This window comes from Chloracidobacterium sp., from assembly GCA_016716305.1.
Classification (GTDB): Bacteria; Acidobacteriota; Blastocatellia; order Pyrinomonadales; family Pyrinomonadaceae; genus OLB17.
In genome coordinates, this window is sequence record JADJWP010000002.1 from 3,080,956 (window position 1) to 3,099,618 (window position 18,663).

12 protein-coding genes and 1 tRNA gene are annotated in these 18,663 nt (G+C 53.2%); 6 read left to right on the top strand and 7 right to left on the bottom strand.

The window, feature by feature from the left end; genetic code table 11:
* Positions 1 to 82: 82 nt before the first annotated feature.
* From IPM28_16025 to IPM28_16035, 3 genes are all read right to left on the bottom strand, one after another.
* Positions 83 to 5,698, bottom strand: coding sequence for a DUF2012 domain-containing protein (locus IPM28_16025; GenBank protein MBK9174492.1), 5,616 nt, complete (start codon positions 5,696 to 5,698; stop codon positions 83 to 85).
* Positions 5,699 to 5,885: 187 nt separating this feature from the next.
* Positions 5,886 to 9,086, bottom strand: a complete 3,201-nt coding sequence (locus IPM28_16030; GenBank protein ID MBK9174493.1) for a hypothetical protein — start codon at positions 9,084 to 9,086, stop codon at positions 5,886 to 5,888.
* A 208-nt stretch (positions 9,087 to 9,294) separates the two neighbouring features.
* On the bottom strand, positions 9,295 to 9,492 hold the full coding sequence (locus IPM28_16035; GenBank protein ID MBK9174494.1) for a hypothetical protein: 198 nt from the start codon (positions 9,490 to 9,492) through the stop codon (positions 9,295 to 9,297).
* A 165-nt stretch (positions 9,493 to 9,657) separates the two neighbouring features.
* Between IPM28_16035 and IPM28_16040 the strand changes: the two genes are divergently transcribed.
* Positions 9,658 to 11,604, top strand: coding sequence for a winged helix-turn-helix domain-containing protein (locus IPM28_16040; protein MBK9174495.1), 1,947 nt, complete (start codon positions 9,658 to 9,660; stop codon positions 11,602 to 11,604).
* 276 nt (positions 11,605 to 11,880) lie between these two features.
* On the opposite strand, the gene IPM28_16045 is transcribed toward IPM28_16040, so the two are convergent.
* The 3 genes from IPM28_16045 to IPM28_16055 form a co-directional block, all read right to left on the bottom strand.
* On the bottom strand, positions 11,881 to 12,174 hold the full coding sequence (locus IPM28_16045) for a hypothetical protein (GenBank protein ID MBK9174496.1): 294 nt from the start codon (positions 12,172 to 12,174) through the stop codon (positions 11,881 to 11,883).
* Positions 12,175 to 12,405: 231 nt separating this feature from the next.
* Positions 12,406 to 12,477: transfer RNA gene (locus IPM28_16050), tRNA-Val, on the bottom strand.
* 11 nt (positions 12,478 to 12,488) lie between these two features.
* Entirely contained in the window at positions 12,489 to 12,959 is a 471-nt protein-coding gene (locus tag IPM28_16055) for a prepilin-type N-terminal cleavage/methylation domain-containing protein (protein ID MBK9174497.1), read from the bottom strand.
* A gap of 282 nt (positions 12,960 to 13,241) precedes the next feature.
* Here IPM28_16055 and IPM28_16060 point away from each other — a divergent pair, with 282 nt between their 5' ends.
* From IPM28_16060 to IPM28_16080, 5 genes are all read left to right on the top strand, one after another.
* A complete protein-coding gene (locus tag IPM28_16060) occupies positions 13,242 to 14,240 on the top strand; it encodes a MoxR family ATPase (protein MBK9174498.1) in 999 nt (332 codons plus the stop codon).
* Positions 14,241 to 14,270: 30 nt separating this feature from the next.
* Positions 14,271 to 15,710: a DUF58 domain-containing protein gene (locus tag IPM28_16065; GenBank protein MBK9174499.1), complete on the top strand. Its 1,440-nt coding sequence runs from the start codon at positions 14,271 to 14,273 to the stop codon at positions 15,708 to 15,710.
* A gap of 103 nt (positions 15,711 to 15,813) precedes the next feature.
* The gene (locus IPM28_16070) at positions 15,814 to 16,356 is read left to right on the top strand and encodes a sigma-70 family RNA polymerase sigma factor (GenBank protein MBK9174500.1); all 543 of its coding nucleotides are present in this window, start codon (positions 15,814 to 15,816) and stop codon (positions 16,354 to 16,356) included.
* Positions 16,353 to 17,258 (top strand): hypothetical protein, encoded by a 906-nt coding sequence (locus tag IPM28_16075; GenBank protein ID MBK9174501.1) that lies wholly within the window; start codon positions 16,353 to 16,355, stop codon positions 17,256 to 17,258. The genes IPM28_16070 and IPM28_16075 overlap by 4 nt, the downstream gene beginning before the upstream one ends.
* 18 nt (positions 17,259 to 17,276) lie before the next feature.
* Entirely contained in the window at positions 17,277 to 18,323 is a 1,047-nt protein-coding gene (locus IPM28_16080; protein ID MBK9174502.1) for a DUF4097 family beta strand repeat protein, read from the top strand.
* Positions 18,324 to 18,341: 18 nt separating this feature from the next.
* Here IPM28_16080 and IPM28_16085 read toward each other — a convergent pair whose 3' ends face one another.
* Complete coding sequence (locus tag IPM28_16085; protein MBK9174503.1) at positions 18,342 to 18,638, bottom strand: hypothetical protein; 297 nt, start codon at positions 18,636 to 18,638, stop codon at positions 18,342 to 18,344.
* Positions 18,639 to 18,663 lie beyond the last annotated feature (25 nt).

Sequence of the window (18,663 nt, forward strand, 5' to 3'; positions counted from 1 at the left end):
AAAATCAAAAATGAAATGGTCAGCCCTTAAAAAAGGGCTGACCATTTTTTTCGGTTGCGGTCTCGTCGAGCGGCCGGCAAGGTCATGGCGATCTCAGTTTGTCCTGTGAAGCGATCAGGTCAAATCCTGTAACATTGTCGTTCGGAACGATGAACTGATCGGTAAACTGATAGCCTTTTTGGGCTGCCGAAACTGTATATGCGCGGCTCGCCTCGAGGCCGTTGACCATGTAGTAGCCGAATGAATTCGAGCGGGCAGTTAACATGTTTCCGAATGCATCGGTGACCACGACCCGGGCGTTATTGATACCCCTTCCATCAACTGTCAAGACGCGCCCGCTTAGCGAAACCGCGGCCGCCGTCGGGCCAAACTGCGTGAAGTCCAGCCCGCTCATATTGCCTGTCAGAGCATCTATCGACTGGCTGGGCGGGAGAAAAACATATCCCGGCTGGAACGGCGAAACCGAATATGATCCGTCAGCAGGGAGGCTTGTAAAGACAAAAAGACCACTTACATCGGTAACCGTCGTGGATGGCACCGAGCCTTCAAGGCCAACCTCAACTCCAGCGATCCCGTTGCCATTGTTATCGGTGACTCGACCCGAAATATCGAAATTCGATTGGGTTCCGGTGAAGACCACAGAGTTCTCGGCGGTGACCGCAATAAAGTCGGAACTGTATTCATTAAATAGATAGCCGAGCGATTTTGGCTGAACCGTGTAGCTTTCGCCCTCGATAAGGTTGACGAAGGTGAAGAAGCCGTTGATATCAGTTTGCGTCGAACGGTTCTCGGCACCGGTCAACTGGATCGAAACTTCAGCCATTGGTTCGCCATTCGAGTCCTCAACGTATCCCGTGATCGATGGCAGCACCGGATCGATCTGTTCGGCGATCACGAATGGCGAAAGCGTCGTTACGCTGCCGCAGATCGTCCGCGTCGGAAAGTCGCGGCTGGTGGTACGATTGATCAGCAATCCACCTTCATTATGCATCAGGTTTAGTGCATTGAAGGCTGTTTGCGTGGACGCGATCGACATCGGTACGTTAAAACAGATGGTCACCGGCGCTGTGTATGCGGCGGTTGTCGTTATCTCATACGCCAGACCGCCAAGAACAAAGCCGTTCGGGGCGGTGCCGGCGGAAGAAGGCGGGATCTGTGTCACCGTTGTAGTGCCCGCAGTCGACACGCCTGAAAATGTGATATCAACTCCGCCGGCCTCGACCGGAACGTTTGCTCCGGTTTGGGTCGCGATGTCGAGATCTGGGGCCCAGTCAGGAGTGCTAAGAAATTCATTATGAATTACGGCCACCTGGCTGCCGGTTGCGGCGTCTATCGCAACTCCGCGGTAGCCCGTGCCGGCTATGAACCTCGTAGCTGCAAGCATCGTCCCGTCCGGAGACCAGGCTGCATTCTGGTACGCAACATCGTTGCGCAATACGATCTTGTTAGAACCGTCGGCATTCATTGTTGAGAGCTGATATTGGCCGCCACTTACCTGCGACGATATATAGGCGATTCGCGATCCATCATAGGATGCGGTCGGATAACGATCATCGGTGGTGTTGTCGGTGAGATTCAACAGACCTGATCCGTCAGTATTCACGGCGTAGATCTCGCTATCGCTTTCGTCGTTCGCCGAGAAGACGATCCGCTCGGAACTGAGCCAGCCAACGGAGCTTGTTTGGCTGAGACCTGTTGAAATGTCGACGATGGCTCCGTTCACTATGCTTCGCACACGGATCTTACGGGGCTCACCGCTGGCGGGGAAATACAAATAGGCGATCCGGGTTCCATCAGGCGACCATTTGGGATAGAGAATATAATTCCCGCTATCGACCAGTGTCTCACCGGTTCCGTCTGAATTAGCATAAAAGAGTTGTCTTGGATCCTGCGGGCCTATCGTATAGGCTATTTTACTGCCGTCAGGCGAGGCATCGGCCGGATTATAGGTGAACCACCTGGTGAGTTGCGGAATGAACGCCGTTCCATTTGCGTTCATCACCCCTAGATTTCCGCCACTCGCGCCGGTCGGATTCGCGGTCGCATTCGAATGGAGGATTCGACCCTCTAAAGCTGAGGTCTGCGCAGCGACATGGGTAAGCGAAGCGTCGGCTAGCGTCAAGTTCACATCGATCGATAGTGGGCTGAATGTCCAGCCATCCTTGATCGCGGTCACGGTGTATGGGCCTGGCGGCAGATCGTGGAACGCATATGAGCCATTGGCGGTTGTCGAGCGGCTTGCAGTACCGCTTAATGTCACGGTAACACCGTTTAGCGAAAGCGGTATTAGTCCCGCTAATCCGATCAAGTTTCCTGTGATCGAGGAACGTGTCTTTGTTCCAACAAAATTCTGATCTGTCTGGTTCGAGGGGATGTTCGAATAACTTCGAGAGGGTGGTGAAAAGTCATAGTTGGTCAGCGAGGGCCTCACCGTGTAGTTGCCCGTGCTCGCGATCCTGTCTAGAACATAACTTCCATTTTTCCTCGTTAAGGTTTCGGTCTTTGCTCCACCAGAAAGTTTAATCGTCACTTTTTCGAGCGCAGTGCCAACACCATTTGTCGCCGTACCGGATATCGAGACCTTTGATGGTGTTACGACGCGGCACTGCGAGAATTCCGATGTATTTCCCTGAGAGTCGGTTGATGTTGCCGTTACGAAGTGGCCGATCGGTGTATTCGTCGGGAACGAAACATCGAATGCCGCCAAATTGCTTGCATTAGTTGTGACATTTGTCGAGCCAATGTACGTTCGACCCTCGCCAAATCCCGACGGGTCACACTCCGGACTACTGTAAAAATCGATCGTGTGTACAAAAGCAGGCGAATTGTTCAGCGTTCCTTCGATCGATGTGCCGCCGCCGCCCGTCACGAAATCAAGCACCGGATAATTCTTCAAGAAATTCGGTCCGGAATCTGGATCTCCGGGATCATTGAGTGTCGGTCCGATGGGAAAAAGATCGATTCCAAGCCCACCGTTCGAATGAACGACATTTCCACGTATTCGATTGCTTGATCCGTCACTGACTCTCACACCTTGTTGCGAATTAAACGCGATCAGATTTGCCTGACCCGCCGATAGCCCTCCGATTGTCGTTTGGCTGGAGACGATGATGATTCCCGAATTATTCGGAAGCGGTGCAGTGCCTGCTGCATCGGTGCCGATCAGATTGCCAACAACCACGTTTCCGGTGGCTGCCCCTGCATTTGGCACCAAGCCGATCTGTATTCCGCTGCCCTGATTCCCTGAAATGAGGTTTCGTTCAGAGGCGGTTGACCCGCCGATCAAGTTGTTCGGGGTTCCGATCACGATTCCGATTCCATTCGGCAGAGCCGTGTCGCCGGCGGTATTTGTACCGATATAGTTTGCCTGAATCGTGTTTCCGCCCGTCATCGCCGACGATATTACGATGGCTGCACCGTAGAATCGATTGATCGAAAGGCCTTTGATCGTGTTGTTTCCTGAACGTAAATCAAGTCCGACGGGAACTCCCACCCGATTGTTCCCAGTTAGCTCGATTATCGGCGTTCCGGAAAAGCCAGGCTGGGTCGTGGCATCAATGGTCAGCGGATCGGAAACGGCCGGAAACGCGGTTATGGGCTCAATTCTATGTGGTCCTGCGCCCGGGAGGTTAAAACTGATCGTCTGCGCGCCAGTCGTTTGGTTCGACTTTGTTATCGCATTTCTGAAAGAGCCTGGACCGGCGTCGTTAGTATTTCGAACAACGAAAGGCGAAAGTAGATTGAACGACGCGCTTGTCGCTCCAGTGAACCCTGCCGCGGAGGCTTGCAGAGTATATCCATCTCCAGCGTTGTTGATCTGCAGATTGTTAAAGGTTGCAACGCCGCCGACGGCGTTTCTTACTGTTGTACCGATGAGTAGGCCGCCCGATGGATTATTGCCGATCGTTATTGTGACCTGATTCGTCGCGCTCGTCACTGTATTGCCCGCCGCGTCCATGATCACCACACTGATCGGTGGAGCGATCACTGTTAGCGCTTCGGTATCACTCGGTTGGACCAAGAACCCAAGTGCCGTTGGCGGGCCTGGGACGACGTTGAAGTCCGCACTGTTCGTACCGACAAGGCTGCCAGACGAGAATGCAAACGAATAACCGACGCCCGGCCGGTTGAGACTGATGTCATTAAAAGTCGCGATGCCGTTTTCAGCATTTCGAGTCAGCGTACCTGAGAGTGTTGAGTTGCCGGGATTGCTTGCAAGCGCGATAGTCACGGCGTTTGTCGCGTTAGGGATCGTGTTACCGTCGTTATCCTGAAGCGCAACCCGGATCTGCGACATTTGAATGCCGGCTTGTACAACCGACGGCGGCTGAACGGACATGGCCAGTTTCGTCGGCGGGCCTGGAATCACAGAGACCTGAGCATCAGCAAACTGGCCGAATGCGTCGGTCACGCGAACTGTGTCGGCCACGTTGATCGTGTTTCCCGGTGTGTAAAGGCCCGTGGTGGGGTTTATGGTCCCGCCCGAATTGTTAACCGGAATGCTGAACGTCTTGTTTCCGAAGCCTCCACCCGTCGTAAACGTCTGGTTTTGATTTCGATAAATGCTTAAAACCTGTGGGCTGATAAAAACGGCCGGCGGGCATCCGGAGTCGAACGTCCAGTTCGTACCATTGTTTCCACTGTCTGTGCTGCTGTAGGCGATGATGGGTGCGGTGCCGGCCATGTCGCGTATGTCGGCATCGGCGATGGCAAAGTTGCCTACGCCGCTCCAGTTTCGCTGAGTCCCTGCAACGCTTGAACGGATCAAAACCGCATCGGCCTGAGGACACGCGGCACCGGGGCCAAGCAGAAAGATATTTCCCGCGTTTGCGACATTGCCGCCCAGAGTAATGGTCGTCGATGAATCATTTATGAGGCGGCCCGCCGGTCCTACCGTGATCGGGCCAACCGTCAGGTCGCTGCTGTCCGTTAGATAAAGTGTACCGGACGTTATGTTTAGAGCCTGCGTCGTCTCGAGGAGTAAATCTGAAGCTGCAGTGAGCGTTCCGGATGGCTTGTTCACAGTCCAAATGCCACGCGGATTTACGCCGCCGGCATTTGTATACGTCTGGTTGGCGGAACCCGAGAATGTCAGTCCCGCAATTCCCCCGTCAAATGTCGAAGCTATCGAAACCGGTCCCTGGGCATTGAAAGTTGAGAGGCTAGTGTTGTCCTGAAGCCCTCCGTCCGTCAGCGTCAGCGTTCCCGCGATGATCAGGTTCGTCGCACCGCCGGCAAAAAAGAGCACCGTTCCGGTCGGTTTGTTCACAGTCAGATTGTTGAATGTGAGAGTGCCTGAAGTGACCAATCCCTGGTTGCCGGTGCCGTTGAAGAGCAGCGTGCCGGTACCGGCGTTGAATGTCGCAGATGCTCCGACCGTCAGGTTCCCGACTAGGCTCATCGCTCCGCTTGGTGTATTGAACGTGCCACCGTTGACCGTAACATTGTCGCTGAAACTAAGGGCTCCCGTGCCGGGACTGAAAGTACCGCCCGTTTGAGTGTAGGTCGAGCCGAAGCTCACATCGCCGCTGCCCAACGTAAAGTTAGTGCCGGCGGTATAGGTGAATGCCTGCGTAAAGACGAAGTTCACCGGACCATTGGTAAAACTAGCGCAGTTAGTCACGGCGAACGCCTGAGCAAAAGTGATGGTACCGGCACCGCTCGTGTCCAGAGTGACGTTGGCCGCATCGACGGTCATTCGCGGGATACCTGCTCCTACAGGAAGCGTGACAGTTCGTATTGAGTCTCCGGAAATGAGCAACGGACCGTTACCCCCATCAAACGTCGGGGCGAACAAGACCGGCCCCTGAGCGTTGAACGTAGAGACGCCGGTATTATCCTGAAGCCCCCCGTCCGTAAGAGTCAGCGTTCCCGCGATGATCAGATTAGTCGCTTGGCTGGCGAAGAAGAAGCACCGTCCCGGTCGGTTTGTTCACAGTCAGGTTGTTGAATGTAAGGGTTCCTGAAGTTACCAGTCCCTGGTTGCCGGGGCCGTCAAAGACAAGCGTGCCGCTGCCCGCATTGAACGTCGCAGATGCCCCGACCGTAAGATTACCCCGCAATTGCAGCATGCCGTTCGGTGCATTGAACGTGCCGGCGCTGATCGCCACATGGGTGTTGAAAGCAAGTGAGCCTGTTCCGGGACTGAATGTGCCTCCGGTCTGAGTGTAAGTGTTGCCGAAGGTCACGTCACCGCTGCCCAACGTAAAGTTAGTGCCGGCGGTATAGGTGAATGCCTGCGTAAAGACGAAGTTCACCGGACCATTGGTAAAACTAGCGCAGTTAGTCACGGCGAACGCCTGAGCAAAAGTGATGGTACCGGCACCGCTCGTGTCCAGAGTGACGTTGGCCGCATCGACGGTCATTCGCGGGATACCTGCTCCTACAGGAAGCGTGACAGTTCGTATTGAGTCTCCGGAAATGAGCAACGGACCGTTACCCCCATCAAACGTCGGGGCGAACAAGACCGGCCCCTGAGCGTTGAACGTAGAGACGCCGGTATTATCCTGAAGCCCCCCGTCCGTAAGAGTCAGCGTTCCCGCGATGATCAGATTAGTCGCTTGGCTGGCGAAGAAGAGCACCGTCCCGGTCGGTTTGTTCACAGTCAGGTTGTTGAATGTAAGGGTTCCTGAAGTTACCAGTCCCTGGTTGCCGGGGCCGTCAAAGACAAGCGTGCCGCTGCCCGCATTGAACGTCGCAGATGCCCCGACCGTAAGATTGCCCCGCAACTGCAGCATGCCGCCACCAATGAAAGCACCTGAATTGTGTGTAAATCCTGATGTGCCCACCGTTAGGCCTCCGCTTTGCGTGATCGTTCCGGAGTAACCGGCATTTGTGGTCAGTGAAGCGATGGCTGTCAACGAGTCGATGGTGGCGTCTTTGGTGCTTGTGCCATTAAAGATCACAGCATCATCAGATATCGGTATGGTGTCGTTGCACCAATTTGCGGCTTCCGACCAATTGTTCGTCGTTCCGCCGCCATCCCATACTTTCTGGCTACCGGGGCACGAGATGTTGTTGGTCACATTCACGACAGCGTCTGCCGAATTCATAAATCCGTCAGTTACACGGACGGTGTCGGTCCCGCCGGCTGTTCCGGCTGTGTAAAGCCCTGTAATGCTGTCGATGGCTCCGCCACTGTTGTTCTGAATGATGCTGAATGTCTTTGATCCGATACCGCCGCTCGTTAAGAACTGCTGCGTTTGGGTGACCGCAACTGTCAAGTTTTGCGGTGTGATCGTCAAGGGTTCGCTTCCTCCGCATTTTCCGACGCTTCCAGCATTAAAAATGGCTTGTATCTCTGAGGCCGATAACGCGCGAGTGTAAACCGTCGTCTCGTCGATATCTCCGTTGAACGCATTTACGAGAATTGAAGGAAGTCCCCCGACACCGATAGACATAAACGTGCTGTCGGAATTGGTAAATGTTCCAACGGGTCCGGCAAGCGACCCTGTCTGGCTGCCGTTTATGTAAAGGCGTAAGCCGTCAACGGCGTCCCATGTAGCCGCGACGTGCGACCATGTATCCAACGGGATCGTCTGCGTCGAGAAGAGTTCCGTAGGATCGCCTGCTTCGCTCGCCCTTCCTCGCGCAAGTACGGTTCCATCGTTGAGAACATTTAAACCGAATCGTGTGAAGCTGAGAGTCGATGTGTTCTCCAAAAACACCTGTCCGCCGTAGCCATTTTCATTCGAGTGCGGTCCGACCGTGCGGACCCATGCTTCGATGGTCCCGCCGGACTGTCCTTTGAAAATGCCTGGGGATGGTAACTGTACACCATCGGTGCCATTCGACGGATCGAATCTGACGGCCTGGCCGACTTGCCCTTTAATAAACAAAGGTGAACCGATCGGAGTTCCATTGTTTATTCCCAATATGTCGTTTGCATTACCGTCACTCTTCCACCAGCCGTCGATATCTGGGGGAAGTGATGCACATGTCTGCCCCAGATCGGTCAACGTATATTGGCCGGTCATGAACTGAGCGTCCATGTTCGCGTTGCTCGCTGCCCGAATGCGAATGTCTTTCGGGCCGCTTGGAACCAAAAAATTCACGCTTGGGCTGAGGGGATCGTTGAATGTAGCGATCGGTGTCCCATCAGTTTCAAAGACCGACGCTTCGATGTCGATGTTTCCACTCGTAGCGGCCAGCGTAGTTCCAGTGGTCAGATCGACGCGTATGAAATCCACGTCACCGGATTCGCCGAGAACTCCGGTCACGGGTAATGTCGTGGTTCCTTCTGGCGATGCAAGGCTGGCTGAATTCGGAAAATCGTCGGGCAGTAGCACGACCTGATTACTTAACAGCTCGAAATCATGGAGCGGCCCACCGTATTGTGGATGCGGGCATTCTTGCGACCACCAATTTGATATGCCTTGATACAGATTATCCTGAAGGCCGAATCCCATGATCTGTCCGAAACCCAAGGGGCCGGTACCGATTGTGGGGTGATACTCAAAAATAAACCCGCAATTCGCCGTGAAATGCACCTGATGGGCAAGACCTAACGTGTGCCCAACCTCATGCGAGATCGTATCGGCGACCGCTATTGGGTTGTTGCCCCAACCCTGTGCAAATGTAAAAGAAGGGTTCGAAAACAGCCGTGTTCCAATGCCGGCCCACGGAGCAACGCCACCGGTATCCGACGACATGCCAAGAACGCTCGGCAGCGTCGTTATAATATTTAGATGCTTATTCGCAATGGGATAGCTTAGGAACTCGTTATAATTGGTTGTTATTCGAATATTGAAGGGTGCAAAGTCATCTTTTACGAGGTCGATGGCTTGCGAGATCTGCTGCGCGGTCATGGTTGGGGCTGGGACATTTCGATTAGCGTTTACCAATGGCGATCTGAATCCAGTGGAATCTGCGTTTCCAGGCCTTATCGTGGCCGGGCCAAAATGAAGGTAAAGCAGTAGTTCGTTCGCCGGAACAAGCGATGTTACGGAGTTTCTTAGTATCTCCTCACGTTGTTCGGGCGAAAGATTTGCCATTGCTGCCGTGGTGCCGCAAAAATCCTGTGCGTTTGCCGGCAAAAAAGACCCGACCGCGATTACCAGACCAATAAAAAACGCCCTTGTGTGCATACTTACATTTCTCCTGCCTAATCCTCACCCTGAAACAACAATAGAGATCACCTATCGAAGGTTTGTATGAAACTACGCGAATATAAATTCAAACTCAGCCAGAATTAGTTTCGGCGTTCATCATTGACTACCTGAAGAGGCTTCTGACTCGCTACATCGGATCGGACAGCATGGCGATCTCGTAATATCCCACCAACCGCTTGTTACCCTATTTTTCTTTTCGTTGAACCAGCGAGTCGATCTCAGGTATATGTGGTTCCGACCTAAGTTCTTCCTCAGATACCATTCGAAGCCTTGCCAGACAGACCGGGCAGATCTTTTCGAGATCATGGTCGTCTCCGGCAATGATCCTTATCGTTTCGCAGGTCTCAGTGGTGATCAAAAACTTCTTTGTTTTTATCGGCATATGCACTAAAATCGGCTCACAGACGGAAAACATCAACCTAAGAGATCGCTTCCGCCCGTGTTGCCGGTCAACGTTCTGGTGTTGATCTGGAGAGTTTAGATTCGGGCCGCATGAAAGGTCTTAAATCTTTTGTCAATTTTTTCTGGATTATTTCTTGAGGCAGGTATGGCAGCAGAATTCGGCAACCTGAGGACTTTCGGCCAGTTTCGACTGGATCCCGAAAGGAAGGTTCTGTGGGCTAACGATCAGCCGGTCGAGATTCCCTTGAAAGAGATCGAGATCTTGTGCGTCTTGATCGAAAGCGTAGGAAACGTCGTCACAAAGGGTGAACTTCTTGATCGTGTCTGGGCCGATTCGTTTGTTGAGGAAGGCAATCTTGCGCAACATATTTACCGGCTTCGACGGACATTTCAAAAGTACGGCGAGAAGGATGCTGTGATCCAGACGATTCCGCGGCGCGGATACCGTTTTGTGCGCGACGTTATTACACAACCGCCTCCCGAGTTGATAATTGAACGCCGCGTGTTGACTCAGACACTTGTCGAAGAGATCCACTCAAGTGATCCCCAGACCGAGCCAATCGTCGATGCGAAAACGCTGAGCAGCAAGACTTCGTTGTACAAACGCGTTCAGACCCCAGCGTTCGCCGCGCTTTTGGCAGTTGCCATCACTGTATTGGCCGGATTTGCTGCTTATCGCTATGGTGCATTTGGTGCAGGTTCGGGATCTGAGATACGATCTGTCGCCGTGATCCCGTTCCGGGTCGTTGAACCGAATGATCAGAATCGGCATTTGGGCGTTGCCTTCGCCGATACGATCATTTCGAGTCTGAGCAGCACCGCGGGTCTCCACGTACGGCCGACAAGTTCTGTATTACAGTTTGAAAACTCGTCCGTGGAACTTTCTGAAATAAGGGAAAAACTATCGGTCGACAGTGTGATCGAAGGTACGATCATTGAATCGCCAGAAGGAATGCAGGTCGCCGCAAGGCTTGTACGGCTTTACGATAATGCGACGATCTGGTCGCGGCAGTTCAGCGGATCGCTGAACGAGCGATCGCGTTTACAGTCGGAGCTAGCGCAGGCGATTGCCAGCGCGCTCGGTCGCGGGCTCGAAAGCGTTGACCGTGGATCGGTTTCTCGGCGGATGTCCCCAAACGCAGATGCCGTAAGGCTTTATCAGGAAGGACGTTATCATTGGAACAAGCGGAACAACGAGGGGCTGACCGACGGCCTTCGGTTGTTCCGAAACGCCGTCAAAGCCGACCCTGACTTCGCACTCGCTTATGTTGGAATAGCAGATTCTTCGATATTCGCACCACAGGCAGGCGAGGCGTTAACGGCCGTGAATCGGGCGATCGAACTTGATCCAGATCTGGGCGAAGCGTACGCGACCCGTGGATTTATCGAGATGTTCCATAACTGGGATTGGGAAGCGGCGGAAGCAGATCTTCTCAGGTCGATCGAACTCAATCCAGGGTATCCGACGGCGCATCAGTGGTACGCAACGCTGCTGATGATCCGCGGCCGCCCGCTTGAGGCTGAGGCAAGACTCAAGGAAGCTCTGCTGATCGATCCGGGATCTTATAACTTGTACGGTGATCTAGCACAAGCTCAATTTTTTGCCCGGAAATATGACGAGGCAGAACGATCGGCCCGTAAGGCCCTTGAGATCTATCCGAATTTCATTTATGCACACGCGCACCTGGCTTCGATATATCTACAGACAGAGAGAATCCAAGAGGCGATATCTCAACAAATGCTTGTCGGGAATGAACTCAACCGTTATTCCCCAACAAACGGTGCGGTTTCAGTCTCGGCCAACGACGAACCAAAGAAATCGCCCGATGCAAGCCTTGATCCTGAAGTAGTTGGGTATTGGCGCTGGTTGGCAAAGAACGCTTCGCAAAATGTACGGAGAGATCCCAACGGACATATTTCGATCGCGACGGCAGCGATCAAACTCGGCGATAAAAGAGCTGTATATCACAACTTGGGCATTGCGATCGACCAACATGCTTTTATGGCCCCTTTTGTGAATGTCGATCCAATGTGGGATCCGGTCAGGAACGAGCCCGAATTTCGCGCGCTGATGAGAAAAATGGGATTGTGACCGAGACGATGGATGTCGAAGGCGATGTCCTGCCGAGAACAAAAGGGCCGCGAGGTTATCGCAGGCCCTTGATCTGAATTTGAGATGATGTTGGTGCCGACTAGAAGATTTGAACTTCTGACCTATCGCGTGTGAAACGGCCGGAACGTGATGAAAGGCGATGGGAGGATTTGTTGCAATCTCGCATATTCTACCGCCACATACGGTACCGGCGACCGCGGCCGATTGCACGTTGATGTATGATGTTGCGAACCAAAACGGACGCGATTAGGCTATCTATGAGGCTACGCTTTCACGAGCTTCGGCAAGTCGGTCGCTAAATCTCGTTAGCACATATTCGCTCCAATCATCCACCAAAAAGGTCGTATTATGCGGGATAGTAACCGTCAAAGGATTGAAGTCCGGCCGTACCGTCGCTGTAATGCGAAGAACGCCGAACTCGTTTCCATTCCTCAGTGCATCGACAGCAGAACTCAAATCCGGCAGCGGGACACGAACGTCTCCAAAGTTGATATTAGCAATCCAGACAAAGTCTGCGTTCTCAAGAATCTCTAAATCGGTCACTTCCATGATTTCAATATACTACGCAGAACGGGAAACAACTAGAGCGAATTCGGCGGTTTCGCAAATGGCCCTTCGCTTCTGTTCGGATTTACTACCATCGCCAAGATCGCCTGCTGCATCGCCGCCACCCCGTCCGAACGACATTGAACCATGGCGGCCCGACAATGAGGCCAAACAAGAGGCCACAGCGAAAATGCTGCGGCCTGTTATTTTGCGTTTCGCCCTTTATTAATGGTATGCCGACTAGAAGATTCGAACTTCTGACCTATCGCGTGTGAAGCGAGTGCTCTACCACTGAGCTAAGTCGGCTTTTTGAGATGTTAGATCGACGGGTCATCGGCTTTTGCCGGCCGGTTCTCGTCAGTCCCTTTTATCGTCCCGATCGACGAATCGGTATAAAAATGCCTTGTACCGGTTGCCGTCACGCCCTCGCCGACCTGCGGGTCAGCGGTGATCGAATAGAATCCCGGTCGAGCGTCCGACGGCTCTTCAAGCGTTAGTGTAAAGATATATCCATTCACCACAGGACGTTCACCTGCGAATTTCTCATCCAGGCCCGAAACGCGGATAAGATCATCGAATGTTCCGAATTTGCCCCGGTTTCGAGCAGCGTATTGTGCTTGATAGGTCCTGATACGGTCGATCATTTGAGCTGCCGCGGTTTCATTCCCGGACCGGATCATCGCACCCCACGCGACGGCCCCGACGCCAATGAGCAGTCCGATGATCGCAATAACGATCATTAACTCGATAAGGTTAAAACCACGTTGATCCCTGATTCTGTTTCTCATATACGTTCGATTTCCCGCGTAAAACTCTCCGCTTCGTTCCACGAAATCGATAGCAAATTGTTTCAAAAGTTTAGAACGACGGGTTGCCATTATGCAAACAGTCGGCCACCGGTCGTTAGCCCCGCTTTCCAATAGCCTCTTTAGATTCGGCCGATCTGCGAGGATATTGCACGCAAACTTTAGGCTACTGCAGTCATCGATAATCTAGTAGAATAAGAGTTGTAAGCCCGCTGCCCTCGGGTTCGGGCGATGTGTACCATCGAAATGAAGTCTGAAACAAGGATGAGAGACTGGATCGCCGACAATACCGCTACCTCCGCCGAGGCCATTGTTACAAAGTTCGACGCGGGCGCGAAGATCGCTGAATTGCAGGCGGCGATAGAGAGCGTGATACGCGGAAAGTCGGAAACGGTCAAGTTTGCCCTTGTCACACTGCTTGCGAAAGGCCATCTTTTGATCGAGGATGTGCCGGGAATTGGAAAAACAACACTTTCAAACGCCCTCGCCAGGGCGCTCGACCTTTCGATCCAGCGTATTCAGTTCACTTCTGACCTGCTTCCGTCTGACGTTATCGGACTTTCGATCTTTGATCAGAAGAGCGGCGAATTCGAGTGGAAGCCCGGCCCGATCTTTTCGAATGTCGTGGTTGCGGACGAGATCAATCGAGCTACGCCGAAAACGCAGTCAGCGCTCCTTGAGGCAATGGCCGAAGAACAGGTTACCGTCGAAGGGATATCGCGGCGGCTTCCGCTGCCTTTCATGGTCATTGCAACACAGAATCCGTCGGAGCATCATGGGACCTATCCATTGCCGGAATCGCAGCTCGACCGTTTCATGCTGCGACTGCACATGGGTTATCCAAGCCTTGAGGATGAAAGATCGATCCTCCATGACCGGGAGCGTATCAACCCCTTGGACCTTATACGTCCGGTGCTCGACCAGGGCGAGATCATTGAACTTCAGGACATGGTGACGTCCGTTCGGTTTGACGAGGCACTTGTCGACTATCTCTTGCAGATCGTTGATGAAACACGGCATTCGGAGGTACTCGAACTCGGGATCAGCCCGCGTGGCAGCCTTGCACTTTTCCGATCCGCGCAAGCCATGGCGCTTATCGAGGGGCGCAATTACTGTATTGCAGACGATATCAAACGGCTCGTTCTTCCTTGTTTCGCCCATCGGGTGATCGTAAACTCGAGATCTTCGGGACTCAAGAATCGAACGCGCGAAGCCGAGGCGGCGCTTCAAGACATCCTTCAAAAAGTTGCAGTTCCGGTGTAAAAGATCGATCTCGGCATCGGCGACATTTTCGTGAAATTCAGCAAACTCCGGCAATTATTCAGCCTTCGCGACCTGCGAAACGGCTTACTGGCGTTCCTCGTCATTGTCGGCGGTGTCGGGCTCGCCTTATTGACACTTTACGCCCATCGTACGGAGCAGCCGAAACTCGCCGGCATCGCCGCTGCGGTGTCGCTCGTTTTCGTTATCCTGATACTGATATTCGTAGTTCCTCCGCTTGCCCGCAATGCCAGCAAAGAAGCCAATCAGCTGAACCTGCCCTTCGAGATCACCATCGGCGGGGCGATCATGATCGCTCTTATCGTCATAGTCGCATTTTCTGCGTGGAACACCGGAAACAATCTCTTGTTTTTGGTTTTGTCGTTCTTGACGGGTGCGATGATGGTCGGGTTTATGGCGGGGGCGATAATGCTGAAAAAACTCGACGTAAAAATGCGTTTCCCCGAGACCATTTTTGCAGGCGAAGAAACGCCGATCCTGGTCACGCTTAACAACAGAAAAAAGGTGCTTCCAAGCATTTCGGTCGTTGCCGAAGTACGAGGCAATGAACGCGAACGGTCGATCGCAGCGGAAGATCTGCATGATATTTTGCCCAAACGCATCGCTGAGCGGCTCTCCCGTGCCCCGATCGTTCGTCGAACGCTCGACTACTTTGTCCACGTTCCTCGCAGCCAGATGACCGAAAGCCGCACGTTTCACGTTTTCCCGAACCGCGGAAGGTTCTTGATAAAAGACTTCGAGATCTCGACAAAGTTCCCATTCGCCTTTTTCAGACATCGTCGACGACTGCCGGCAAAAGAAACAGAACTAATAGTATTTCCGCCGATCGATACGCTTGATAACGAGATCGACAGCGTACCTCTGGATGCGGGAAAAGTGATGACGAACCTCAAGGGGTCTGGCCAGGATCTACTTGCCCTGCGCGATTATCATCCGAACGACGACCTCAGACGCGTAGATTGGAAGGCGACTGCCAGGTCAAGGCATTTGATCGTGCGTGAATTCGCCGCCGAGGATGACAAGAAGATCACCGTATTCCTTGACCGTCGGACGACCGACGATCCGCTGGCCAAGCTGACAATAAGGCAGAAGATCGACGCGGAGCAAGACGGAGCAGAACTCAAACGATCGGAGGATTTCGAACGTGCCGTCAGAAAGGCAGCCTCGCTTATCGCCCACTTCACCGAGGAACAGGCAGAGATTTGCCTGATAATTGACGATGAAGAGCGTGAGCCGGGAATCGGTACGAGACATCTCCACGACTGTCTTAAGCGGCTTGCGGTAGCCGATGCCAGGCATGTGGATCTGATCGGACCGGAAACCGCTCGATTCGAAGCTCTGGTTCGACGTGCAAGTCACGACTCCAACAGCCACATTTTTGCCGTTACGGCCGCACCGGCATCTGATTTTCCGCCGGAGATCGCAGATGCTTTGACCGTCGTCCATTTTTGAACGTAATTTATGTCACAAAAGCCACTTCTGTGGTGTATCTTTATTGAAAAAGCATTGATCAATGCTGAAAATGAGCAAAGCGACGGAAACATTTGTGGACTCGATGTCCGAACAAGCAACTGCCGCGGCGGCGAAAGAAACGATCGAATTCGAAGAGGCTTTTTCGCTTCACCATCGAACCGTATTTCGCGCCGCACGGTCGGTGGTGCGGGACGCTGCTCTGGCCGAGGATGTGACACAAGAGGTTTTCGTTAAGCTTTACAAGAATTTGAATTCGATCAATGATCCGGAGATGCTTCGGCCGTGGCTGATAAGGGTTGCATTGAACTTGGCCAAGAACACGGTTCGCGGGAATATTAGGGCGAACACAAGAGACGAGAATTACGTCAAAGAAACAGTAGAAAACAGTGTGATCTCGGTCGAATCGGAGTATGAACAAAAGAGCGAACTTAACGAAGTGAATCGCGCACTGAGCAAAGTCAAGGAACCGCTCAGAAGTTGTCTGGTTTTGAAACAGCAAGGCCTGTCCTACCGCGAGATCGCGGAAAGCCTTTCGCTCAACGAGACGAGTATCGGCACCTATGTGGCACGTGCGAGGCAAGAGTTCCTCAGATTTTACGGAAAGGTCGGGAGAGAGACGTTATGAGCAAAGAGTGTATTGACATTGGTAAGATCCAGGAATTTTTGGACGGTGAAACGCCACCTGAGGTCGCGGTGAAAATGGCAGGCCATTTTTCGGATTGCGACAGCTGCGCACTCTTGCTGTCACAGGCCGAAGACGAGAACGCCTTGGTCTTTTCGGCTCTCGAAAATGAATTGAATTCGCTGGTCCCGACCCAGCGTTTATGGAGTCGTATCAACGAATCGATCGACCATGAAAAGGAAAACGCTTCGATATGGAAGAGAGCTTACGGAGTTCTTGCCTTTTATCTCGCGAATCCGTCGCTCTCCGCGGCTGCGGGCGTTCTTGTTATTTTCGCATTGGCTGCCGGCGTCTGGACGCTCAGGCCGTTGGGCCTTGATAGCGGCTCAGAGATCGCCGCGGTTCCGATCGTGGAGAACGCAGCAGTTCCGGCTAGCTCGGACGTTGGCTCCGCAAACGGACCTGACATCTCTGTTGCGACTTTAAGCGAGCCCGATCTGGTCAGAAACGAACTTCCGCCAGTGGTCGATCGCGAGGTTCGGCGTCCAGCAGTTATCACAGCCAACTACTCGAGCGGCTCCGTACGTCAGGCACAGCCGCAGCCCGAAGCGAGGCCAATGACGCTGCAGTATATTGCCGGCGAGGAAAGCTACGTCCGGACCATTGCTCAGCTCAGCTCATCGGTAGATGGACAAAAAGATAGGGTTTTGCCGCCTGCGTCACGCGTGGCCTTTGAACGCGACCTTGCGGTCGTCGACGATTCGATCAAACGTATGAGGGAATATGTGCGCAAGAACCCGCGAAATCAGACTGCGAGGCAGGTTCTTTACGCTTCGTATCAGGACAAGATCGATCTCCTGAATTCCGTTGGTCAACGCGAGGAGTTGATGGCAAGCCTTAGATAGATCGGTTTAGGGGATCGGATGAATTCAGCAAATTGTAAAATTACGTTCGCAATAGCGGCCCTGGCAATTTTGGGGGTGACTTCGGTGCCTCGCGTTGCCGCACAGACGCCGACAGTTCCCGAACCGCCGCGAACACGAGTCGAACCGACTCGGCGCGAGCCGCCTGCAGCCCCAGTGGTCACTACCGCCGGACGCGGCGATGGTGAACTGCGAGTTGCCGCCGATCCGAACGTGAACATCAAATTCTGCGTTTCCGAAGGTAATCTAAAGATCAATGGCTGGGACAGGAGCGAGGTAAGAGTATTTGTGCGCTCCGGCCGCAAGTTTACGATCCGCGTACTGGAACGCGATTCGGTTTCAGGAAAAGCGAATTGGGTATGGATCGCACCTGCACTCGCCGATGGAGCTACTCCGGCACCGGCGGCAACGTGCCTGTCTGGGGACAGCATCGAGATCGACGTGCCGAGAGGTGCTACTGTCGATCTCGAAGGGCGTTCGACCGATGTCTCGATCGATTCTATAAAAAAAGTTCGGGCAAAAATCGTTGAGGGCAATATTTCGCTCAACAATATATCCGGCGGTATAAACGCGGTTGCGCTGCAGGGCGACCTTTTGGTCGAGAGCTCGGCCGGAGCTATTTCGCTTGAAAGCACTACGGGCAACATCGTTGCTTACGATGTCACCCCCGGTCAGATCGGCGAATTGTTCCGTGCAAAAACGAACAGCGGAGCTATCTCCATCCAGCGTGTCGAACATCGTCAGATCGAGGCGAATACGATCACCGGTTCCGTGGCATTCGACGGGAAGTTTCTCGTCGGCGGGATCTACAACTTCAAAACCTCGAACGGTTCCATTCGTCTGCAGCTTCCGGCAGAGACTTCCTGTTCGATAACCGCATCATACGGTTTTGGCAGTTTTAAGTCTGCGTTGCCTATGACGATCACATACGAAACGGTCTCGCCCGGCGGCAAGAACCTTAATGCAACGATCGGAAAAGGCGAGATGTGCAATCTGAAACTTACCACCACCAGCGGCAGCATCAATATCGCTAAACCGGCTCAATAGACCCTCGCTACGGGCCGATCAAAACTCACCTAGGCTCTTTCCTATTCGTTTCTCAAACTGTTCGGCCATCGAAGGATGGCCTTGCGATGACGCGTCGAGCGTAATGCGTTCAATACGCCACATCGGAAGAAAGGTCGCATCCATCGGCAGATATGGTTCGCCTTCGGTGATGGATCGGCACCAGTCGTCGAAGTAACCGAGATCGATGGTTCGGGCAAACACGCCGGCCGGGCTGATCTCATCGACTATCGCGAGATATTTTTCGCGCGGTGTATGGAGCACGATTATTACACTTTCGCCCGGGCCGATCTTCATATTTTTTGACCATGATCGCTGATTG